This window comes from Streptomyces sp. NPDC104381 (genome assembly GCF_055583745.1).
Map to the genome: position 1 here is coordinate 82,910 of NZ_JBVJNK010000003.1, position 16,349 is coordinate 99,258.

The 16,349-nt window shown below is 72.3% G+C and carries 14 protein-coding genes; 8 read left to right on the plus strand and 6 right to left on the minus strand.

Annotation, left to right across the window (positions count from 1 at the left end):
- The first annotated feature begins 89 nt into the window (after positions 1-89).
- On the plus strand, positions 90-4,232 hold the full coding sequence (locus ACZ607_RS09905) for a molybdopterin-dependent oxidoreductase (protein ID WP_469733586.1): 4,143 nt from the start codon (positions 90-92) through the stop codon (positions 4,230-4,232).
- A gap of 19 nt (positions 4,233-4,251) precedes the next feature.
- Here the strand turns inward: ACZ607_RS09905 and ACZ607_RS09910 are convergent, their stop codons facing one another.
- From ACZ607_RS09910 to ACZ607_RS09920, 3 genes are all read right to left on the minus strand, one after another.
- A complete protein-coding gene (locus ACZ607_RS09910) occupies positions 4,252-5,175 on the minus strand; it encodes a TIGR03564 family F420-dependent LLM class oxidoreductase (RefSeq protein ID WP_469733588.1) in 924 nt (307 codons plus the stop codon).
- A 106-nt stretch (positions 5,176-5,281) separates the two neighbouring features.
- A complete protein-coding gene (locus ACZ607_RS09915; protein WP_469733590.1) occupies positions 5,282-6,154 on the minus strand; it encodes an undecaprenyl-diphosphate phosphatase in 873 nt (290 codons plus the stop codon).
- A 171-nt stretch (positions 6,155-6,325) separates the two neighbouring features.
- Positions 6,326-7,060 (minus strand): TVP38/TMEM64 family protein, encoded by a 735-nt coding sequence (locus tag ACZ607_RS09920; RefSeq protein WP_469733592.1) that lies wholly within the window; start codon positions 7,058-7,060, stop codon positions 6,326-6,328.
- A 49-nt stretch (positions 7,061-7,109) separates the two neighbouring features.
- Here ACZ607_RS09920 and ACZ607_RS09925 point away from each other — a divergent pair, with 49 nt between their 5' ends.
- The 4 genes from ACZ607_RS09925 (at position 7,110) to ACZ607_RS09940 (ending at position 11,106) form a co-directional block, all read left to right on the plus strand.
- The gene (locus tag ACZ607_RS09925; protein WP_469733594.1) at positions 7,110-7,826 is read left to right on the plus strand and encodes a DNA alkylation repair protein; all 717 of its coding nucleotides are present in this window, start codon (positions 7,110-7,112) and stop codon (positions 7,824-7,826) included.
- A gap of 301 nt (positions 7,827-8,127) precedes the next feature.
- Positions 8,128-9,297 carry an elongation factor Tu gene (gene tuf, locus ACZ607_RS09930; protein ID WP_469733596.1) on the plus strand — a complete coding sequence of 390 codons (1,170 nt, stop codon included), beginning with the start codon at positions 8,128-8,130 and terminating at the stop codon, positions 9,295-9,297.
- Between the two features lie 71 nt (positions 9,298-9,368).
- Positions 9,369-10,220, plus strand: coding sequence for a patatin-like phospholipase family protein (locus ACZ607_RS09935; RefSeq protein WP_469733598.1), 852 nt, complete (start codon positions 9,369-9,371; stop codon positions 10,218-10,220).
- 40 nt (positions 10,221-10,260) lie between these two features.
- Positions 10,261-11,106 carry a spermidine synthase gene (locus ACZ607_RS09940; RefSeq protein WP_469733600.1) on the plus strand — a complete coding sequence of 282 codons (846 nt, stop codon included), beginning with the start codon at positions 10,261-10,263 and terminating at the stop codon, positions 11,104-11,106.
- On the opposite strand, the gene ACZ607_RS09945 is transcribed toward ACZ607_RS09940, so the two are convergent.
- Positions 11,068-12,378 (minus strand): MFS transporter, encoded by a 1,311-nt coding sequence (locus tag ACZ607_RS09945; RefSeq protein WP_469733602.1) that lies wholly within the window; start codon positions 12,376-12,378, stop codon positions 11,068-11,070. The genes ACZ607_RS09940 and ACZ607_RS09945 overlap by 39 nt on opposite strands.
- 67 nt (positions 12,379-12,445) lie before the next feature.
- A complete protein-coding gene (locus ACZ607_RS09950) occupies positions 12,446-13,477 on the minus strand; it encodes a DUF8017 domain-containing protein (RefSeq protein ID WP_469733604.1) in 1,032 nt (343 codons plus the stop codon).
- Positions 13,478-13,586: 109 nt separating this feature from the next.
- On the opposite strand from ACZ607_RS09950, the gene ACZ607_RS09955 reads away from it, so the two are divergent.
- The gene (locus ACZ607_RS09955; RefSeq protein WP_469734901.1) at positions 13,587-14,024 is read left to right on the plus strand and encodes a DUF4442 domain-containing protein; all 438 of its coding nucleotides are present in this window, start codon (positions 13,587-13,589) and stop codon (positions 14,022-14,024) included.
- 128 nt (positions 14,025-14,152) lie between these two features.
- Positions 14,153-14,815 carry a DedA family protein gene (locus ACZ607_RS09960; protein ID WP_469733606.1) on the plus strand — a complete coding sequence of 221 codons (663 nt, stop codon included), beginning with the start codon at positions 14,153-14,155 and terminating at the stop codon, positions 14,813-14,815.
- 90 nt (positions 14,816-14,905) lie between these two features.
- On the opposite strand, the gene ACZ607_RS09965 is transcribed toward ACZ607_RS09960, so the two are convergent.
- Complete coding sequence (locus ACZ607_RS09965) at positions 14,906-15,439, minus strand: gamma carbonic anhydrase family protein (protein WP_469733608.1); 534 nt, start codon at positions 15,437-15,439, stop codon at positions 14,906-14,908.
- Between the two features lie 143 nt (positions 15,440-15,582).
- Between ACZ607_RS09965 and ACZ607_RS09970 the strand changes: the two genes are divergently transcribed.
- Positions 15,583-16,335, plus strand: a complete 753-nt coding sequence (locus ACZ607_RS09970; RefSeq protein WP_469733610.1) for an acyltransferase — start codon at positions 15,583-15,585, stop codon at positions 16,333-16,335.
- Positions 16,336-16,349 lie beyond the last annotated feature (14 nt).

Here is a 16,349-nt window from a genome sequence, read left to right on the forward strand (position 1 = left end):
CGTAACCACGCCTGATCGCCCGGCGTGACACCCGGGAAACGGACGTTTCGTACGGTCGCGGGGTCCGCGTCCCCCATGAAAGGCCGTCCATGACCGTGCCGAACCCGCAGCCGGACACCCCCGCCCAGGTGCGGACGGTCTGCTCGTACTGCGGTGTCGGATGCGGGATGGTGCTCGACATCGGCAGGGGCCCCGACGGCCGGCGCACCGTCCTGAAGGCCACGGGCGACAAGGCGCACCCCACCAACCGCGGGCGGCTCTGCACCAAGGGGGCGACGAGCGCGGAGATGCTGGCCGCCCCCGGCCGGCTGACGACGGCCCTGGTGCGGGCGGACCGCAGCGAGGAGCCCGCGCCGCTGTCCATGGAGGCCGCCGTCGCGGAGACCGCGCGGCGGCTGCGCGCGGTGGTCGACGAACACGGGCCCGACGCGCTGGCCCTCTACGTCTCCGGGCAGATGACGCTGGAGGCGCAGTACCTCGCCAACAAGCTGGCCAAGGGCTTCGTCCGCACCAGCTGGATCGAGTCCAACTCCCGTCTCTGCATGGCCAGCGCGGGCAGCGGCTACAAGCTCTCGCTGGGCGCCGACGGCCCGCCCGGCTCGTACGAGGACTTCGAGCACGCCGACACCTTCCTCGTCATCGGCTCGAACATGGCGGACTGCCACCCCATCCTCTTCCTCCGCCTCATGGAGCGGGTGAAGGCCGGCGCGAAACTCATCGTCGTCGACCCCCGGCGCAACGCCACCGCCGACAAGGCCGACCTGTTCCTCCAGATACGCCCCGGCACGGACCTGGCCCTGCTCAACGGTGTTCTGCACCTCCTCGTCGAGAACGGCCACACCGACCCGGAGTTCATCGCCGCGTACACCGAGGGCTGGGAGGCGATGCCCGGCTTCCTCCGGGACTACCCGCCCGCCGCCGTGGCCGCGATCACCGGCATCCCGGAGGCGGACATCCGCCTCGCCGCCCGCTGGATCGGCGAGGCCGGTGAGTGGATGAGCTGCTGGACCATGGGCCTCAACCAGAGCACCCACGGCACCTGGAACACCAACGCCCTGATCAATCTGCACCTCGCCACCGGAGCGCTCTGCCGCCCCGGGAGCGGCCCCTTCTCACTCACCGGCCAGCCCAACGCGATGGGCGGCCGCGAGATGGGCTACATGGGCCCGGGCCTGCCCGGCCAGCGCGTCCTCCAGTCCGACGAGGACCGTACCTTCGTCGAGGAGCTGTGGGGGATCGCGCCGGGGACCCTCCGTACGGAGGCCGCGGGCACCGGGACGATCGACATGTTCCGGCGCATGGCCGAGGGCGAGATCAAGGCCTGCTGGATCATCTGCACCAACCCGGTGGCCTCCGTGGCCAACCGCCGGACCGTCATCGAGGGGCTGGAGGCGGCGGAGTTCGTCGTCACCCAGGACGTGTTCGCCGAGACCGAGACCAACGCCTACGCCGATGTCGCCCTGCCCGCCGCGCTGTGGGGCGAGGCCGAAGGCGTCATGGTCAACTCGGAGCGGAACCTCACGCTCGCCCGGCAGGCCGCCGATCCGCCCGGGGAGGCCTGGCCGGACTGGCGGATCATCGCGCGGATCGCCTGCGAGATGGGGTACGAGGAAGCGTTCTCCTACAGCGGCGCCGAGGAGGTTTTCGAGGAGATCAAGCAGGCCCACAACCCGAAGACCGGGTACGACCTGCGCGGAGTCAGCTACGAACGGCTGCGCCGGACGCCCGTCCAGTGGCCCAGTTCCGCCCCGGACGGCCCGGAGCGCAACCCGGTCCGCTACCTCAACGACGGGACCGTCCGGCCCCGGTCCGTACGCCCCGACGGGAGCGTGCCACGGCTGGAGTTCCCCACCGCGAGCGGCCGCGCGGTGTTCTTCGCCCGCCCGCACCTGCCGGCGGCCGAGATGCCCGACGACGACTTCCCCTTCGTGCTCAACACCGGCCGCCTGCAACACCAGTGGCACACCCTCACGAAGACCGGAAAGGTCACCAAGCTCAACAAGCTGAACCCGGGGCCCTTCGTGGAGATCAACCCCCAGGACGCTGCGGCCCTCTCGATCGCGGAGGGCGACTCGGTCGAGGTCGCCTCGCGGCGCGGCCGGGCCGTGCTGCCGGCCGTCGTGACCGACCGGGTGCGGCCCGGGGACTGCTTCGCGCCGTTCCACTGGAACGACCTCTTCGGCGAGTACCTCAGCGTCAACGCCGTCACCCACGACGCCGTCGACCCGGTGTCCTTCCAGCCGGAGTTCAAGGTCTGCGCCGTGACACTGGCGAAGGTCGCCGCCGTCGCACCGGCCGCCGCGGAGCTCCCCGCCCCGGCATCGGCGGACGCCGGAGTGGCGGCTCTCGCGGGGGTGTTCGGCATCGCCGGCACCGCACCGCCCGCGTTGGCCGAGCACGAACGGCGCTATCTGTCCGGATTCCTCGCGGGCCTGGGCCCGGGGGCCGCGGGCACGCCCGTACTGCCGGAGCACGCGCCGTTCGCACCGGACCACGCCCTCTGGGTCAACGGGGTGCTGGCCGGCATGTTCTCCCGAGTGCCCGGCGGCGTCTCCCCGCAGCCGAAGCCGGAGCCCGTCGGGACGGCGCGGGAAGCCGGCGCCGCGCCCGGCCGGCAGATCGTGGTCCTGTGGGCCTCGCAGACCGGGAACGCCGAGGAGGTCGCCGCCGCGGCGGCCCGGCGTCTCACCGCCGAAGGACGGACGGCGACGCTCCTCGGGATGGACGACCGCCCCCTGGACAGCCTTCCGCGCCCGGCCGATCTGCTGGTCGTCACCAGCACGTTCGGCGACGGCGACGCGCCGGACAACGGCTCCGGGTTCTGGGAATCGCTCAACGCACCCGACACGCCCCGGCTGGAGGGGGTGCGCTACGCCGTACTCGCCCTCGGGGACTCCTCGTACGACGACTTCTGCGGGCACGGCAGACGGCTCGACGAACGGTTCGGGGAGCTGGGCGCCGTGCGGCTCGTCCCCCGCACGGACTGCGAACCGGATTACGAGGAGCCGGCCGGGCGGTGGCTCGACGACGTGTTCGCGGCACTGGGCGCCCAGGCCGCCACCGCTGCTGATCCCCGTGCTGCCGGCCCCGCCTCTCCGGCCCGCTCCACCCGGGCGGCGACGGCGGCGACCGGGCGGCTCGTGGGCAACGAACTGCTCAGCCTGCCCGGCGCCACCAAGGAAGTGCGCCGGTTCACCTTCGACACGCAGGACAGCCCCGTCCCGCTCACCTACGAGGCGGGAGACGCGCTGGGCGTGGAGGCGCTCAACTGCCCCGGCCTCGTGGCGGAATGGCTCGCCGTCACCGGACTCGACCCCGCCGCCCCCGTCGATGTGTCAGGCGTCGGATCCGTACCCCTGGGCGAGGCGCTCCACCGCCACCTGGACATCGCCCGGATCACCCCGGGGCTGCTGCGCCTGGTCGCCGAACGCACCCACGACCGCACCCTCAAGAAGCTCCTGCGCCCCGACAACAAGGGCGAACTCGCCCAGTGGACCTGGGGCCGGCAGGCCGTGGACGTCATCGCCGAGCACTCCGCCCGCGCCACCGCGGCCGAGTGGACCGGGGCCCTCACACGCCTCCGGCCGAGGCTCTACTCCATATCCTCCAGCCCGCTCACCGACCCCGCCCGCGTGAGCCTCACCGTCTCCGTCGTCCGCTACGAGAACCGGCACGGCGCCGTCCGCAAGGGCGTGGCCTCCACCTTCCTCGCCGACGCGGAGGAGGGCAGCTCCGTCCCCGTCTTCGTCCAGCGCGCCCCGCACTTCCGCCCGCCGGCCGACCCCGCCACCCCGATGGTGATGGTCGGCCCCGGGACCGGGGTGGCCCCCTTCCTCGGATTCCTCGACGAGCGCCGCGCGCTCGGCCACCGTGCCGCCAACTGGCTGTTCTTCGGCGAGCAGCGCCGCGCCACCGACTTCTACTACCGCGACGAACTCGACGCCCTGCGCCGCGACGGCACCCTCACCCGGCTGGACACCGCCTTCTCCCGCGACCAGCGGGCCAAGATCTACGTCCAGGACCGGATGCGCGAGCACGGCGCCCAGCTGTGGTCGTGGCTCCAGGAGGGCGCCCACTTCTACGTCTGCGGAGACGCCTCCCGGATGGCGAAGGACGTGGACCGGGCCCTGCGGGAGATCGCCGTGGCCCACGGAGGACTCCAGGAGGACGCGGCCGGCGCGTACGTGAAGCAACTGGCCGCCGACAAACGGTACGTGCGCGACGTGTACTGAGCGGGGTCCGCGCCTCCGCTCAGCCCGCGAGCGAACCCAGGACCTCCCAGGTCCGGAGGCGGTCGGCGTCCCCGGCGATCTCCGTGCCCGAGAACACCACCTCCGTCGCCCCGGCGTCCCGGTAGCGCCGTACCTCCTCGGCGATCCGCCGCTCGTCCCCGATCACCGCCACATCGGCGGCCCGTCGGCCGCCCGAGAGCTCGATCACGCGGGCGTAGGAGGGGATCTGCTCGTAGAAGGCGAGCTTCTCGGTCACCTTCTCGTGTACGGCGTCGACGTCGTCGGTGACCACCCCGTTCACCAGGGCGACGATGCGGGGCACCGGGCGGCCGGCGGCCCGGGCGGCCGCGGTGACCGCCGGAACGATGTGCTCGGCGAGGGCGCGCGGGCCGGCGAGGTAGGGCAGGATCCCGTCGGCCAGTTCACCACTGGCACGCAGGGCCTGAGGCCCCATCGCCGCGACGAGCAGCGGCACGCCCGCGTCCGCACCGGGCACCCGGGCCGGCACGGGCGTGCCGACGGTGAGCAGCTCGCCGTGGAAGTCGGCGGCGCCCGTCGTGGTCAACTGCCGCAACGCGGTGAGGAACTCCCGCAGACGGGCGACGGGCCGCTCGAAGGGAATACCGAACCCGCCCTCCGTCAGCAGCTTCGTCCCGAGGGCCAGCCCGAGGTGGTAGCGGCCGTGCGTGGCCGCCTGAGCCGTCTGGGCCTGGCTGGAGACCACCAGGGGGTGCCGGCCGAACACCGGGATGGCGGACGTACCCACCTGAAGGCCGGGTACCTCCCGCCCGACGATCGCCGCGAGCTGCGGTGAGTCCGCCCCGAAGGTCTGCCCGAACCAGGCCGACCGCAGCCCGGCCTCCGAGGCCTCACGCGCGAGCCGCACGCTCGCGTCGACCTGGTTCTCCGTGTCGTTCGCCTGAAGCGTCACGCCTGTAGTCATGTCATCGAGAACGGACCGTGGCCATCGGCGCATTCCGTTCCCACGTGACAGTCGTCTGTCAGACGTGTGAACGGACAGGGGCCCGGCGGCCGGGCCCCTGTCCCCGTCATCCGGCGGATTCACCCGCGTGAGGGCTCAGCACCCCGGCCCCGATCAGGACGAACAGCAGGATGCCCAGGAGTACGCGGTAGATCACGAACGGCATGAAGCTCTTGGTGGTGATGAACTTCATGAACCAGGCGATGACGGCATATCCGACAGCGAACGCGATGATCGTCGCGAAGATCGTCGGACCCCAGGAGACATGGCCCTCGCCCGCGTCCTTCAGCTCGAAGACGCCCGACGCCAGCACCGCCGGGATCGCCAGCAGGAAGGAGTAGCGGGCGGCCGCCTCGCGGGTGTAGCCCATGAGCAGACCGCCGCTGATCGTCGCGCCCGAGCGGGAGACGCCCGGGACCAGGGCCATCGCCTGGCAGAAGCCGAAGATCAGGCCGTCCCTGACGCCCAGCTCCTTCAGCGACTTGCGCTCCTTGATGGCCCGGTGCTTGCCGCCGGTCTCGTCGCGGGCGGCGAGCCGGTCCGCGATGCCGAGGATGATGCCCAGCACGATCAGCGTCGTCGCGATCAGACGCAGGTCGCGGAAGGGGCCCTCGATCTGGTCCTTGAACGTCAGGCCGAGCACCCCGATGGGGAGGGAGCCGATGATGACCAGCCACCCCATCTGGGCGTCGTGGTCACTGCGCATCGAGGAGTTGGTCAGGGACCTGAACCAGGCCGAGATGATCCGGACGATGTCCTTGCGGAAGTAGATGAGGACCGCGGCCTCCGTGCCGATCTGCGTGATCGCGGTGAACGCGGCTCCCGGGTCGTGCCAGCCCGCGAAGGCCGCGGTCAGCCGCAGGTGCGCGCTGGAGGAGATCGGCAGGAACTCGGTCAGTCCCTGAACGAGGCCCAGGACGAATGATTCGAACCAGCTCATGGGGCTTAGGCCATCCCGGAGGTACTCATGCAACGGCCGACGGGCGCGAGGGCCGTCGGCGGCGTGCGGATGCGGTCAGAAAAGGGGACGGGACGCCACGGCCCCGGACATCCTCTGTCGGTTGCGCGCAGCGTATCGCCTACAGGTGAACAGACTGCCGCCTGCCCCTGGCTACGCCGCGCCCGCCTCCGGTGCCGCCCCGGCGCCGAGCCGGTGCCGCCTGCGCCAGGCCACCAGAGCCGCACCCGCTCCGGACACCACGATGAAACCCATCGCCGCCAGGAACACCGGTGAGGTCGGGGAGGACGCCGTGCTGCCCGCGATGACGTACGCGGCCGTGTTCGGGATGGAGCCGAGCCCGGTGGCCAGCAGGAACGGCGGATAGCCCATACGGGAGGTCGCCGCACAGTAGTTGGCCGCGGCGAACGGCACCCCGGGGAAGAGCCGCAGCGCCAGCATGGACCTGAACCCGTGCCGGCTCAGCAGACCGTCCGCCGCCTTCAGGTACTTGCCGCGCAGCAGCGTACGGAGCGCGTCCTGGCCCAGCACCCTGCCGAGCAGGAAGGAGACGCCCGCGCCGAGGACCGTTCCGGCCAGCGCGGCCGCGAGTCCGGCCTGCGCACCGAAGAGCGCTCCGGCGGCCAGGTTGAGCAGCGGGCGTGGCACGAAGGCCACGGTGCACACGCCGTACGCGAGCCCGAACAGCATCGCGGCGGCGGAACCCGTGAGTTGGGGTGGCCAGCCGGAGGCCAGCAACCGCTGTGGTTCGAACAGCAGCATCGTGGTGGCCGCGGCCAGGAGCATGGCAACGAGCAGGGAGAACCGGGACCAGGGGGAGAGCAGCGCCCTCGTACAGCGCACTGCGAGGCCACCGGAGGGCCGTGTTGCGGAGACGGGGTCGAACATCTGGGGAGCGTAACCGAAACATGTGTGTGATCGCCGTAATGTGCACCCCATGAGTCCCTCGGCACCCTCCGCCCCCGTGGCCCCGGAGAGCGCGCTCGCCGACACCGTGCTCGACCGCCTCACCAGGCTGTATCCCCGGGCCGCGGACCCCGGACGGGCGGCCGGGGCGGCGGCGTACATGAAGAACGTCACTCCCTTCCTGGGCATCCCGACGCCGCGGCGACGGGTGCTCTCCCGGGAGGTCCTCGCGGGTACCGGGCGGCCGGACGAGAGCGACTGCACCGCGATCGCCCTGCGCTGCTGGGAGTTGCCGGAGCGCGAGTACCAGTACTTCGCGACCGACTACCTGCGCCGCCACGTGGCCCGCTGCTCGTCCGGATTCGTGCCGGTCCTGCGCCATCTCGTCACCACCGTGCCCTGGTGGGACACCGTCGACCTGCTCGCCGCCCATGTCGCGGGGCCGCTCGTGAGCGCAGACCCCACGCTCGGGGCGGTGATGGACCGGTGGATCGAGGACGACAGCATCTGGGTCGCCCGTACGGCGCTGCTCCACCAACTGCGGTACAAGGAGCACACGGACGCGGAACGGCTCTTCCGCTCCTGCCTGCTCCGCGCGGACCACCCCGACTTCTTCCTCCGCAAGGCGATCGGCTGGGCCCTGCGGGAGTACGCGAAGACCGACCCGGAAGCCGTACGCGACTTCGTCGACGGAGCCCGGGACCGCCTGTCCCCGCTCTCCGTGCGCGAGGCGCTCAAGAACATCTGAACCCGGGCCCGCGGCACCGGAAAACCATTCGACGGCCCCGCCCCGCTCCGCCATGATCAGAGGCATGTTCCGGTACGCCTTCCTCGCAGCGCGGTCCGCAGTCGCGGACACGCCGAAGGCTGCCGTGAGCCCTGCGGCCGCGGCCGCAGCAGCAACTGACGCAGCGTTCACCGCTGCGGCGGCGCCCTTCGGCGGCGCCCGAAGCTGACCCTCCCCCGACAGTCCGGCGGACCCCGTGAGGGGAGGGTCGGCGGGGCCTTGGGGTCTTCTCTTCTCAGCTTCGAATTCCGAGGAACGAGCCATGCCCAAGACGGCATACGTACGCACCAAGCCACACCTCAACATCGGCACCATGGGCCACGTCGACCACGGCAAGACCACCCTGACCGCCGCCATCACCAAGGTGCTCAGCGACCGCGGCACCGGCACCTTCGTGCCGTTCGACCGGATCGACCGGGCCCCCGAGGAGGCGCAGCGCGGCATCACCATCAACATCGCGCACGTCGAGTACGAGACCGACACCCGGCACTACGCCCACGTCGACATGCCCGGCCACGCCGACTACATCAAGAACATGGTCACCGGCGCGGCGCAGCTGGACGGGGCGATCCTCGTCGTCTCCGCGCTCGACGGGATCATGCCGCAGACCGCGGAGCACGTCCTGCTGGCCCGTCAGGTCGGCGTCGACCACATCGTCGTCGCCCTGAACAAGGCCGACGCGGGCGACCCCGAGCTGACCGACCTGGTCGAGCTGGAGGTCCGCGAGCTGCTGACCGCGCACGGCTACGGCGGGGACACCGTGCCCGTCGTACGGGTGTCGGGGCTCGGCGCGCTCCAGGGCGACCCGCGCTGGACCGCGTCGATCGAGGGACTGCTGGACGCGGTCGACACGTACGTGCCGATGCCGGTGCGCTACACCGACGCGCCGTTCCTGCTGTCCGTCGAGAACGTGCTCACCATCACGGGCCGCGGCACCGTCGTCACCGGCGCCGTGGAGCGCGGCACGGTGCGTGTGGGGGACCGCGTGTCGGTCCTCGGGGCGGACGTCGAGACGGTCGTCACCGGTCTGGAGACCTTCGGGAAGCCGATGGAGTCCGCGGAGGCCGGGGACAACGTCGCGCTGCTGCTGCGCGGGGTCGAGCGCGACCGCGTCCGCCGGGGCCATGTGGTCGCGGCGCCCGGCAGCGTCACCCCGAGCAGGCGTTTCACCGCGCAGGTGTACGTCCTGTCGGGCCGGGAAGGAGGCCGGACCACGCCGGTCACCACGGGCTACCGGCCGCAGTTCTACATCCGTACGGCGGACGTCGTCGGCGACGTCGACCTGGGCGAGGCGGCCGTGGCGCGGCCCGGTGAGACGGTCACCATGACCGTCGAGCTCGGCCGTGACGTGCCTCTGGAGTCCGGCCTCGGCTTCGCGATCCGCGAGGGCGGCCGCACGGTCGGCGCCGGTACGGTCACCGCCCTGCTCTGACGGACCAGGTGCGGCCCGTCTCCTCCACCCCGGGGGAGGCGGGCCGCGCTCCGTGCACCAGACTGGGTTTCATGGCAGACACAGCTCTTGTACTGGGTGCCGGAGGCGTCACCGGCACCGCCTGGGAAACGGGCATCCTGCACGGCCTCGCCAAGGCGGGTGTCGACCTCTCCACCGCCGATCTGATCGTCGGGAGCTCGGCGGGGGCCATCGTGGGGGCGCAGCTCGCCTCCGGACTCGTCGCCGTGGGCGACCTCTACGAGCGCCAGCTCGCCGAGCCGGAGAGCGAGAAGAGCGCGGCGGGCCGGCTCGGCCCCGTCACCGTGCTGCGCTACGCGCGAGCGATGCTCTCTTCCCGTACGCCCGACGAGTACGGACGCAAGCTGGGCGCCCTGGCCCGTGACAGCGGGCCCGGCGCGGACGCCGCCGGACGGCGCGCGTCGATCACGAGCCGGCTGCCGTCACCCGAGTGGCCCGAACGCCACCTGCTGATCACCGCCGTCGACGCGACGACCGGCGCCCTGCACACCTTCGACCGGACCGGCACGGTCGCGCTCGCCGACGCGGTCACCGCCAGCTGCGCGGTCCCCATGGTCTGGCCCGTGGTCAGCGCGGGGGGCGGGAGCTGGATCGACGGGGGAGTGCACTCCCCGGCCAACGCCCAGCTCGCCTCCGGCTACGAGCGCGTCGTCGTGATCGCCCCCACCGCCGGCGGCGGCAAGGTGGTCGCCTCACCCCGCGCGCAGGCCGCCGAACTGGAGGCAGCCGGCGCCCGCGTCGAGGTCATCACCCCCGACGCCGGGACCCGTAAGGCCATCGGCCGCAACTCCCTGGACCCCGCACGGCGGGCCGCGGCGGCCAGGGCCGGACTCGCCCAGTCCGCCGCCCACACCGAGGCGGTCGCCGCCGTGTGGAACGGCTGATCCGGCGGGGCGCGGGTCCGGCTGCCGTCACAATGGGGGAGTGAACGAGCCGATACCCGTCATCCGCGACACCGACTGCGGCACCGCCAGGCTGCTGCCCGACGTCGACCGTGACCGGGCCTGGCTGCTCACGGTCGACGGCGCCCCGCAGTCCTACGTCGATCTCGACGAGCCGGAGCACCTGGAATTCGAGTACGTACGGAGGCTCGGCCATGTGGTGGACCGGGCCGCCGCGCCGGGAACACCGCTGGACGTGGTGCATCTCGGCGGCGGCGCCCTCACCCTGCCCCGCTACGTCGTGGCCACCCGCCCCGGCTCGCGGCAGGACGTGGCGGAGGCGGACCGGGGGCTCGTCGACCTGGTTCGCGAGCATCTGCCGCTGCCCGGGGGAGCCGGTGTCACCGTGCACGCCGGTGATGCCCGCGGCTGGCTCGAAGAGGCACCGGAGAGCTCGGCGGACCTCCTGATCGCCGACGTCTTCGGTGGCGCACGGGTGCCCGCCCACCTGACCTCGCTGGAGTACGCGCGGGCCGCCGGACGCGTCCTGCGGACGGGAGGCGTCTACGCGGCCAACCTGGCCGACAGTGCCCCCTTCACCTTCCTGCGCTCCCAACTGGCCAACTTCGCGGAGGTGTTCGACGAGCTGGCCCTGATCGCCGAGCCGGCCGTCCTGCGCGGCCGTCGCTTCGGCAACGCCGTGCTGCTCGCCTCCCGCGCCCCGCTCGACATCGGACCGCTCACCCGGCTGTGCGCCGCCGACGCGTTCCCCGCGCGGGTCGAGCACGGTGCCGGGCTGACCCGGTTCATCCGTGGCGCGAAGCCCGTGCGGGACAGCGAGGCCGTGGCCTCACCCGAGCCCCCCGAGGGAGCCTTCAGCATCGGCTGAGGCCCGGGGCCGCTCCGGGACGCTGACCTTCGCCACCGTGCCCCGGCGCGTCAGATTCCGTACGTCCGGGACGAACAGCACCCCCGCCGTCACGAGCACGATCAGGCCGGCACAGCCCCACAGGGCCGCGCCGCGCCCGACGAGCGTCTCCACCGGGCCGGCCACGGCCGTGGCCAGCGGCACCATCGCCACCGAGCCGAACCAGTCGTACGCCGCCACCCGGGACAGCTTCTCCTCGGGGATCTCCTGGTGCAGGGCCGTCATCCAGGACACCCCGAACACCTCGATGGAGACACCCGTCACGAACATCACCGCGCAGAGGCCGGCCACCGGCAGCGGGATCGCGAGGCCGGCGGACGGGAGGGCCAGCGGGAAGACGCAGAGCGTCCCGGCCAGCAGCAGCCGCCGGGGCTTCCACCGCATCATCAGCAGCGCCCCGCCCAGCGTGCCGACCCCGAACGCCGCGAGGGCGAATCCCCAGGGCCGGGCGCCCCCGAGCTCGTCCCGCGCCACCAGCGGTCCGTACACCGCCTCGGCGGCCCCGACGACGGCCACGACCACGGAGAACTGCAGCACGACGGCCCAGAGCCAGGGGCGCCCGACGACCTCGTGCCAGCCGTCCCGGAGATCGGCGAGCAGCCCGCCGCCCGGTGTGCGCGCGGGGATGTGGCTGACGTCCAGGAAGGCCCGGAGCACACCGGCGACGGCGAACGCGGCGGCGTCGACCGCCAGCACCCAGCCCGGGTCCATGGCCGCGATCATGGCGCCGCCGAGCGCCGCGCCGCCGATGGCCGCGCCGTGCATCGACATCCGGAAGAAGGCGAAGGCGCGGGCCGCCTGTTCACCGCTGACGCTGGACATCAGCATGCCCTCGGCGGCCGGGCCGAAGAAGGCCTGCCCGGTGCCGCAGAGCGCCGTCAGTAGCATCATGTGCCACAGCTCGGCGCCGTCCGTGAGCACCAGCCAGGCGAAGGCCGCCTGGGAGACGCAGTTCAGCGTGTTCGCGGCCACCATCACCCGGTGACGCGGCAGCCGGTCCGCGACCGCGCCGCCGATCAGCAGGAAGAGCACCAGCGGCGCCGTACGCGCTGCGGCGACCAGGCCGACGTCCCCCGCGTCGCCGCCCGACTCCAGCACGGCGAACGCCGCCGCGATCAGCGCGCCGTTGGTGCCCAGGCTCGTGATGATCGCGGCGGCGGTCAGCAGGCCGAAATTGCGGCCCGCCGGGAGGGAGCGGAGGTCCGGCGAGGGGGAGGAGGCGGCGGAAGTCACCAAGGGACTATCCCCGCCCCGGCCCCCTCCCGCCAAATGGGCGGTCCCGGCCGGACGCCCCGGAGGCTCAGGACGTGGCGTCCGCGCTCTCCGCCAGACGTACCGTGCTGAGGATCTTCTGGATGGTGGCGTCCGGGAGTTCGTCGTCGACCCCGGCGTTGGCGTAGAGGATCCAGGACGAGAACTCGTCCTTGCCGTTCTTGAAGGTGAACGCGATCGACTTGCCGTCGGTGTCGCACTTGTTCTTGTTGGCCAGTCCGGTCGCGGTGGCCGTGACGACGCTGCCGGACAGGCCCGACTCGGTCGTGTACGGCTTGGGCTTGCCGATCTTGACCTTGTCCTTCGGGTCCTCCTGGGCGTAGGCCGCCCAGACCCAGTTGGCGGCCTCGTTCGTCGCCGCCTGGTCCGCCGTCTTGGCGCCCTGCGCGCCCTTGGTCCCGACACCGGCGAGGCTGGTGTCCTCCTGCTTGCCGTCCTTGTCCGAGTCGTCGCTGCACCATTTGGTCTTGAGGTGCGCGGGAGCGGAGAAGCCGACCGCCGGCGGGCCCGTGGGGTCCTTCACGTCCTCGAAGCCCGAGATCACGCCGGTGCCCGAGACCTCCCAGTCGCCGGGCACGTCGAACTGCGTGCCCCACTTGGGGTTGGTCACGACCTTCCAGCCCGGGACGGTCGGCGCGGCGTCCTCACCGCCCCGCGGGTTCGCCGCCGGGGCGGACGAGGACTCGGAGGCCTTCGCCGACGGGGACGAGGATCCCTTGCCCTCGGCGACGTCCGAGCCGCCCTTGCCGTCGTCCTTGTTCATGACGACGACGCCGGTGACGACCGCCGCCACGACGACCACCGCGGCCGCGACGACGGCGACGATGGTCGTCTTCTTCTTGTCGTCCGGCTGCGGACCGCCGGGCCCGCCCGGTACGGCGTACTGCGGCACGGTGGGCTGCTGGTACGGGTTGGGCTGCGGGTAGCCCGGCTGACCCTGCTGCTGATATCCCGGCTGCTGATAGGGATTCGGCTGTTGGTACCCCGGCTGCTGGTACGGGTTCTGGTTCTGGTCCTGCGGGTTCTGCTCGCCCCCGGGCGGCTGCTGTCCTGGCCACATGGCCAGTAACCATAGAGGGGCGCGGGGTGTGCTGCTACGGGCACCCCTGTGAGGGGATGGTCAAAGACTGCTACCCGCTAGTAACATCGCCGCCATGAGCACTGAAGAGATGACAGTCGGCGAGATCCTGTCCGCGAGCGTCCCGATGGTCCGGACCCTCGGCATCACCTACCTCGAGACGACCGCGGAGCGCGCCGTCCTCTCGCTCCCCGACCACGCCGACTACCACAACCACCTCGGCGGACCCCACGCCGGAGCGATGTTCACGCTCGCCGAGTCGGCGAGCGGCGCGATCGTCGTCGCCGCGTTCGGCGACCAGATGGCCCGCGCCGTGCCGCTGCCCGTCACCACGGAGATGTCCTTCAAGAAGGTGGCCATGGGCGAACTCACCGCGACGGCGGTGCTGGGCCGCCCGGTGGCCGAGGTGGTCGCCGAGCTGGACGAGGGGAAGCGCCCGGAGTTCCCCGTGGCCGTCGAGATCCGCCGCGCCGACGGCGCCGTCACCAGTGAGATGAGCGTCGTCTGGACGCTGCGTCCGAACCGCTGACCCGCACCGGCCCCGCGCGCCCCGGTCCGGGGGCCGCGGCGGCCGCTCCGGTCGTCCGGCCCGGTAGGCTGCCCGCCGTGCACCCCCCGTGGTGCGCGGCCGCCAGATCTCTTCGGGAAGGACCCGCCTTGCACGTCCAGGAGTGGCTCGAGACCGTCCCCGCGGTCAGCATTTACCTCCTGGTGGGGGTCGTCATCGGACTCGAGAGTCTGGGTATCCCCCTGCCGGGCGAGATCATCCTCGTGAGTTCGGCGCTCCTCGCCTCCCAGCACGGCGACATCGACCCCGTGGTGCTCGGCGCCTGTGCGTCGGCCGGTGCGATCATCGGTGACTCCATCGGCTACGCCATCGGCCGCAAGGGCGGACGCCCCCTGCTCGCCTGGCTCGGCGGGAAGTTCCCCAAGCACTTCGGGGCACCCCAGATCGCCCTGGCGGAGCGGTCGTTCGAGAAGTGGGGCATGTGGGCGGTCTTCTTCGGCCGCTTCGTCGCGCTGCTGCGGATCTTCGCGGGGCCGCTGGCCGGTGTCCTGCGCATGCCGTACTGGAAGTTCCTCATCGCGAACGTGCTCGGCGGGATCGTCTGGGCCGGCGGCACCACGGCCGTCATCTACTCGGTGGGCGTCGTCGCCGAGGCGTGGCTCAAGCGCTTCTCGTGGCTGGGGCTGCTCGCCGCCGTACTGATCGGCGTGGTCTCGATGCTGGTGCTGAAGAGCCGGGCCAAGAAGGCCGCGGAACAGGCCGGGAGCACGGCGCCGGCGTCCGAGCCCGACGTGGTCCCCGCGGCCGACTGAACCGGCGCGGCCCCGCCTTCGGACGGGTCCGCCTGATCACGAGGGCCCCGTGCGGCAGTGTCCGCCCGGGGCCCGTTCCGTACGGGGACGTCAGTCCTCCTGGTGCGTCTCGCGGTGGGCCTTCGCCAGCTCCACGTAACCGGCCGCGTTGAGGGCGATGCCCTCACGCTCCTCGGCGGTCAGCTCCCGCTTCACCTTGGCGGGCACTCCGGCGACGAGCGACCCGGGCGGCACCCGCATCCCCTGCGGCACGAGCGCCTGCGCCGCGATCAGGGAGCCCGCCCCGATGTGCGCGCCGTTGAGCACGGTGGCGCCCATGCCGACCAGGACGTCGTCCTCGATCACGCAGCCGTGCAGCACGGCGTTGTGGCCGACCGAGACCCTGGCCCCCACCGTCAGCGGGAAGCCCGGATCGGTGTGCACGCTGCAGTTGTCCTGGATGTTGCTGTCGGGGCCGAGGGAGATCGGACCGCAGTCGGCGCGCAGCACGGCGTGGTACCAGAGGCTGGAGCCCGCGGCCATCGAGACCTCGCCGACGACGACGGAGGTCGGTGCGAGGAAGGCGTCCGGATCGATGTCCGGCTCCTTGCCGCCGATACCGGTGACCAATGCCTGCTGTGCCATCGCCTGTTCCTCCGGTGGGGTGTGCTCGGGGCTCCTCGTTCCGCACGAACCGTAGTGGACGGTCCCCGAGCTCCGGGCAGGTGGGGTGAACATCACAGCTCGCCGCGGGGACCCGCTCCGGCCGGTCCGACTACCGTGAGCGGGTGCCGAAGAACCGCAACTCGTTCTCCTCCCTGGCCCTCCGGCGGCGCGGTGTCATGTCCCGCGTCGTCCACCGCGCCTGGGCCTGGGTGCAGGAGACCGGCGCGGTCACCGCGCAGCACCCCGGCCGGCTCCGCTTCCGCCGCATCGGCACGGGCACCCGGCTCGCCTTCCCGCAGGGCACCGTCTTCGGGGAGCCGTGGATCGAGCTCGGCGACCACTGCATCATCGGGGAACAGGTCACCCTCACGGCAGGCCTGATGCCCGATCTGGACCTGGGTTCCGAGACCGTTCTGACCCTGGGCGACGGGGTGGTGCTGGGCCGGGGCAGCCATGTCATCGCCGATACGACGGTGTCCATCGGCTCGGACACGTACTGCGGCCCGTACGTCTACATCACCTCCACCAACCACAGTTACGACGATCCCCGCGAGCCCGTCGGCAAGCAGTGGCCGCGCATGGAGCCGGTCGAGATCGGGCCGGGCTGCTGGATCGGCACCGGGGCGGTGATCCTCCCGGGAGCCAGGCTCGGCCGCAACGTCGTGGTCGCGGCGGGAGCGGTCGTACGCGGCGAGGTCCCCGACCACGCGGTGGTGGCGGGTGCCCCGGCGAAGGTGGTGCGCAGCTGGGATCCGGAGAAGGGCTGGCAGCCGCCGCTGCGTACCCCCGCGCCCGTCCCGATCCCCGAGGGGGTCACGCCCGAGCAGCTGGCCGCCGTGGCGCTGCTGCTGGAGGACGCGGCCGAAGGGGCCTGACCCCACCCGGGCGT

Bases quoted from the DNA above. Each gene is read 5' to 3' on its own strand.
- ACZ607_RS09925 (WP_469733594.1), top strand. From the start codon at position 7,110: ATGAGTCCCTCGGCACCCTCCGCCCCCGTGGCCCCGGAGAGCGCGCTC.
- ACZ607_RS09935 (WP_469733598.1), top strand. From the start codon at position 9,369: ATGGCAGACACAGCTCTTGTACTGGGTGCCGGAGGCGTCACCGGCACC.
- ACZ607_RS09955 (WP_469734901.1), top strand. From the start codon at position 13,587: ATGACAGTCGGCGAGATCCTGTCCGCGAGCGTCCCGATGGTCCGGACC.
- ACZ607_RS09920 (WP_469733592.1), bottom strand. From the start codon at position 7,060: ATGTTCGACCCCGTCTCCGCAACACGGCCCTCCGGTGGCCTCGCAGTG.
- ACZ607_RS09910 (WP_469733588.1), bottom strand. From the start codon at position 5,175: ATGACTACAGGCGTGACGCTTCAGGCGAACGACACGGAGAACCAGGTC.
- tuf (WP_469733596.1), top strand. From the start codon at position 8,128: ATGCCCAAGACGGCATACGTACGCACCAAGCCACACCTCAACATCGGC.
- ACZ607_RS09905 (WP_469733586.1), top strand. From the start codon at position 90: ATGACCGTGCCGAACCCGCAGCCGGACACCCCCGCCCAGGTGCGGACG.
- ACZ607_RS09915 (WP_469733590.1), bottom strand. From the start codon at position 6,154: ATGAGCTGGTTCGAATCATTCGTCCTGGGCCTCGTTCAGGGACTGACC.
- ACZ607_RS09950 (WP_469733604.1), bottom strand. From the start codon at position 13,477: ATGTGGCCAGGACAGCAGCCGCCCGGGGGCGAGCAGAACCCGCAGGAC.
- ACZ607_RS09965 (WP_469733608.1), bottom strand. From the start codon at position 15,439: ATGGCACAGCAGGCATTGGTCACCGGTATCGGCGGCAAGGAGCCGGAC.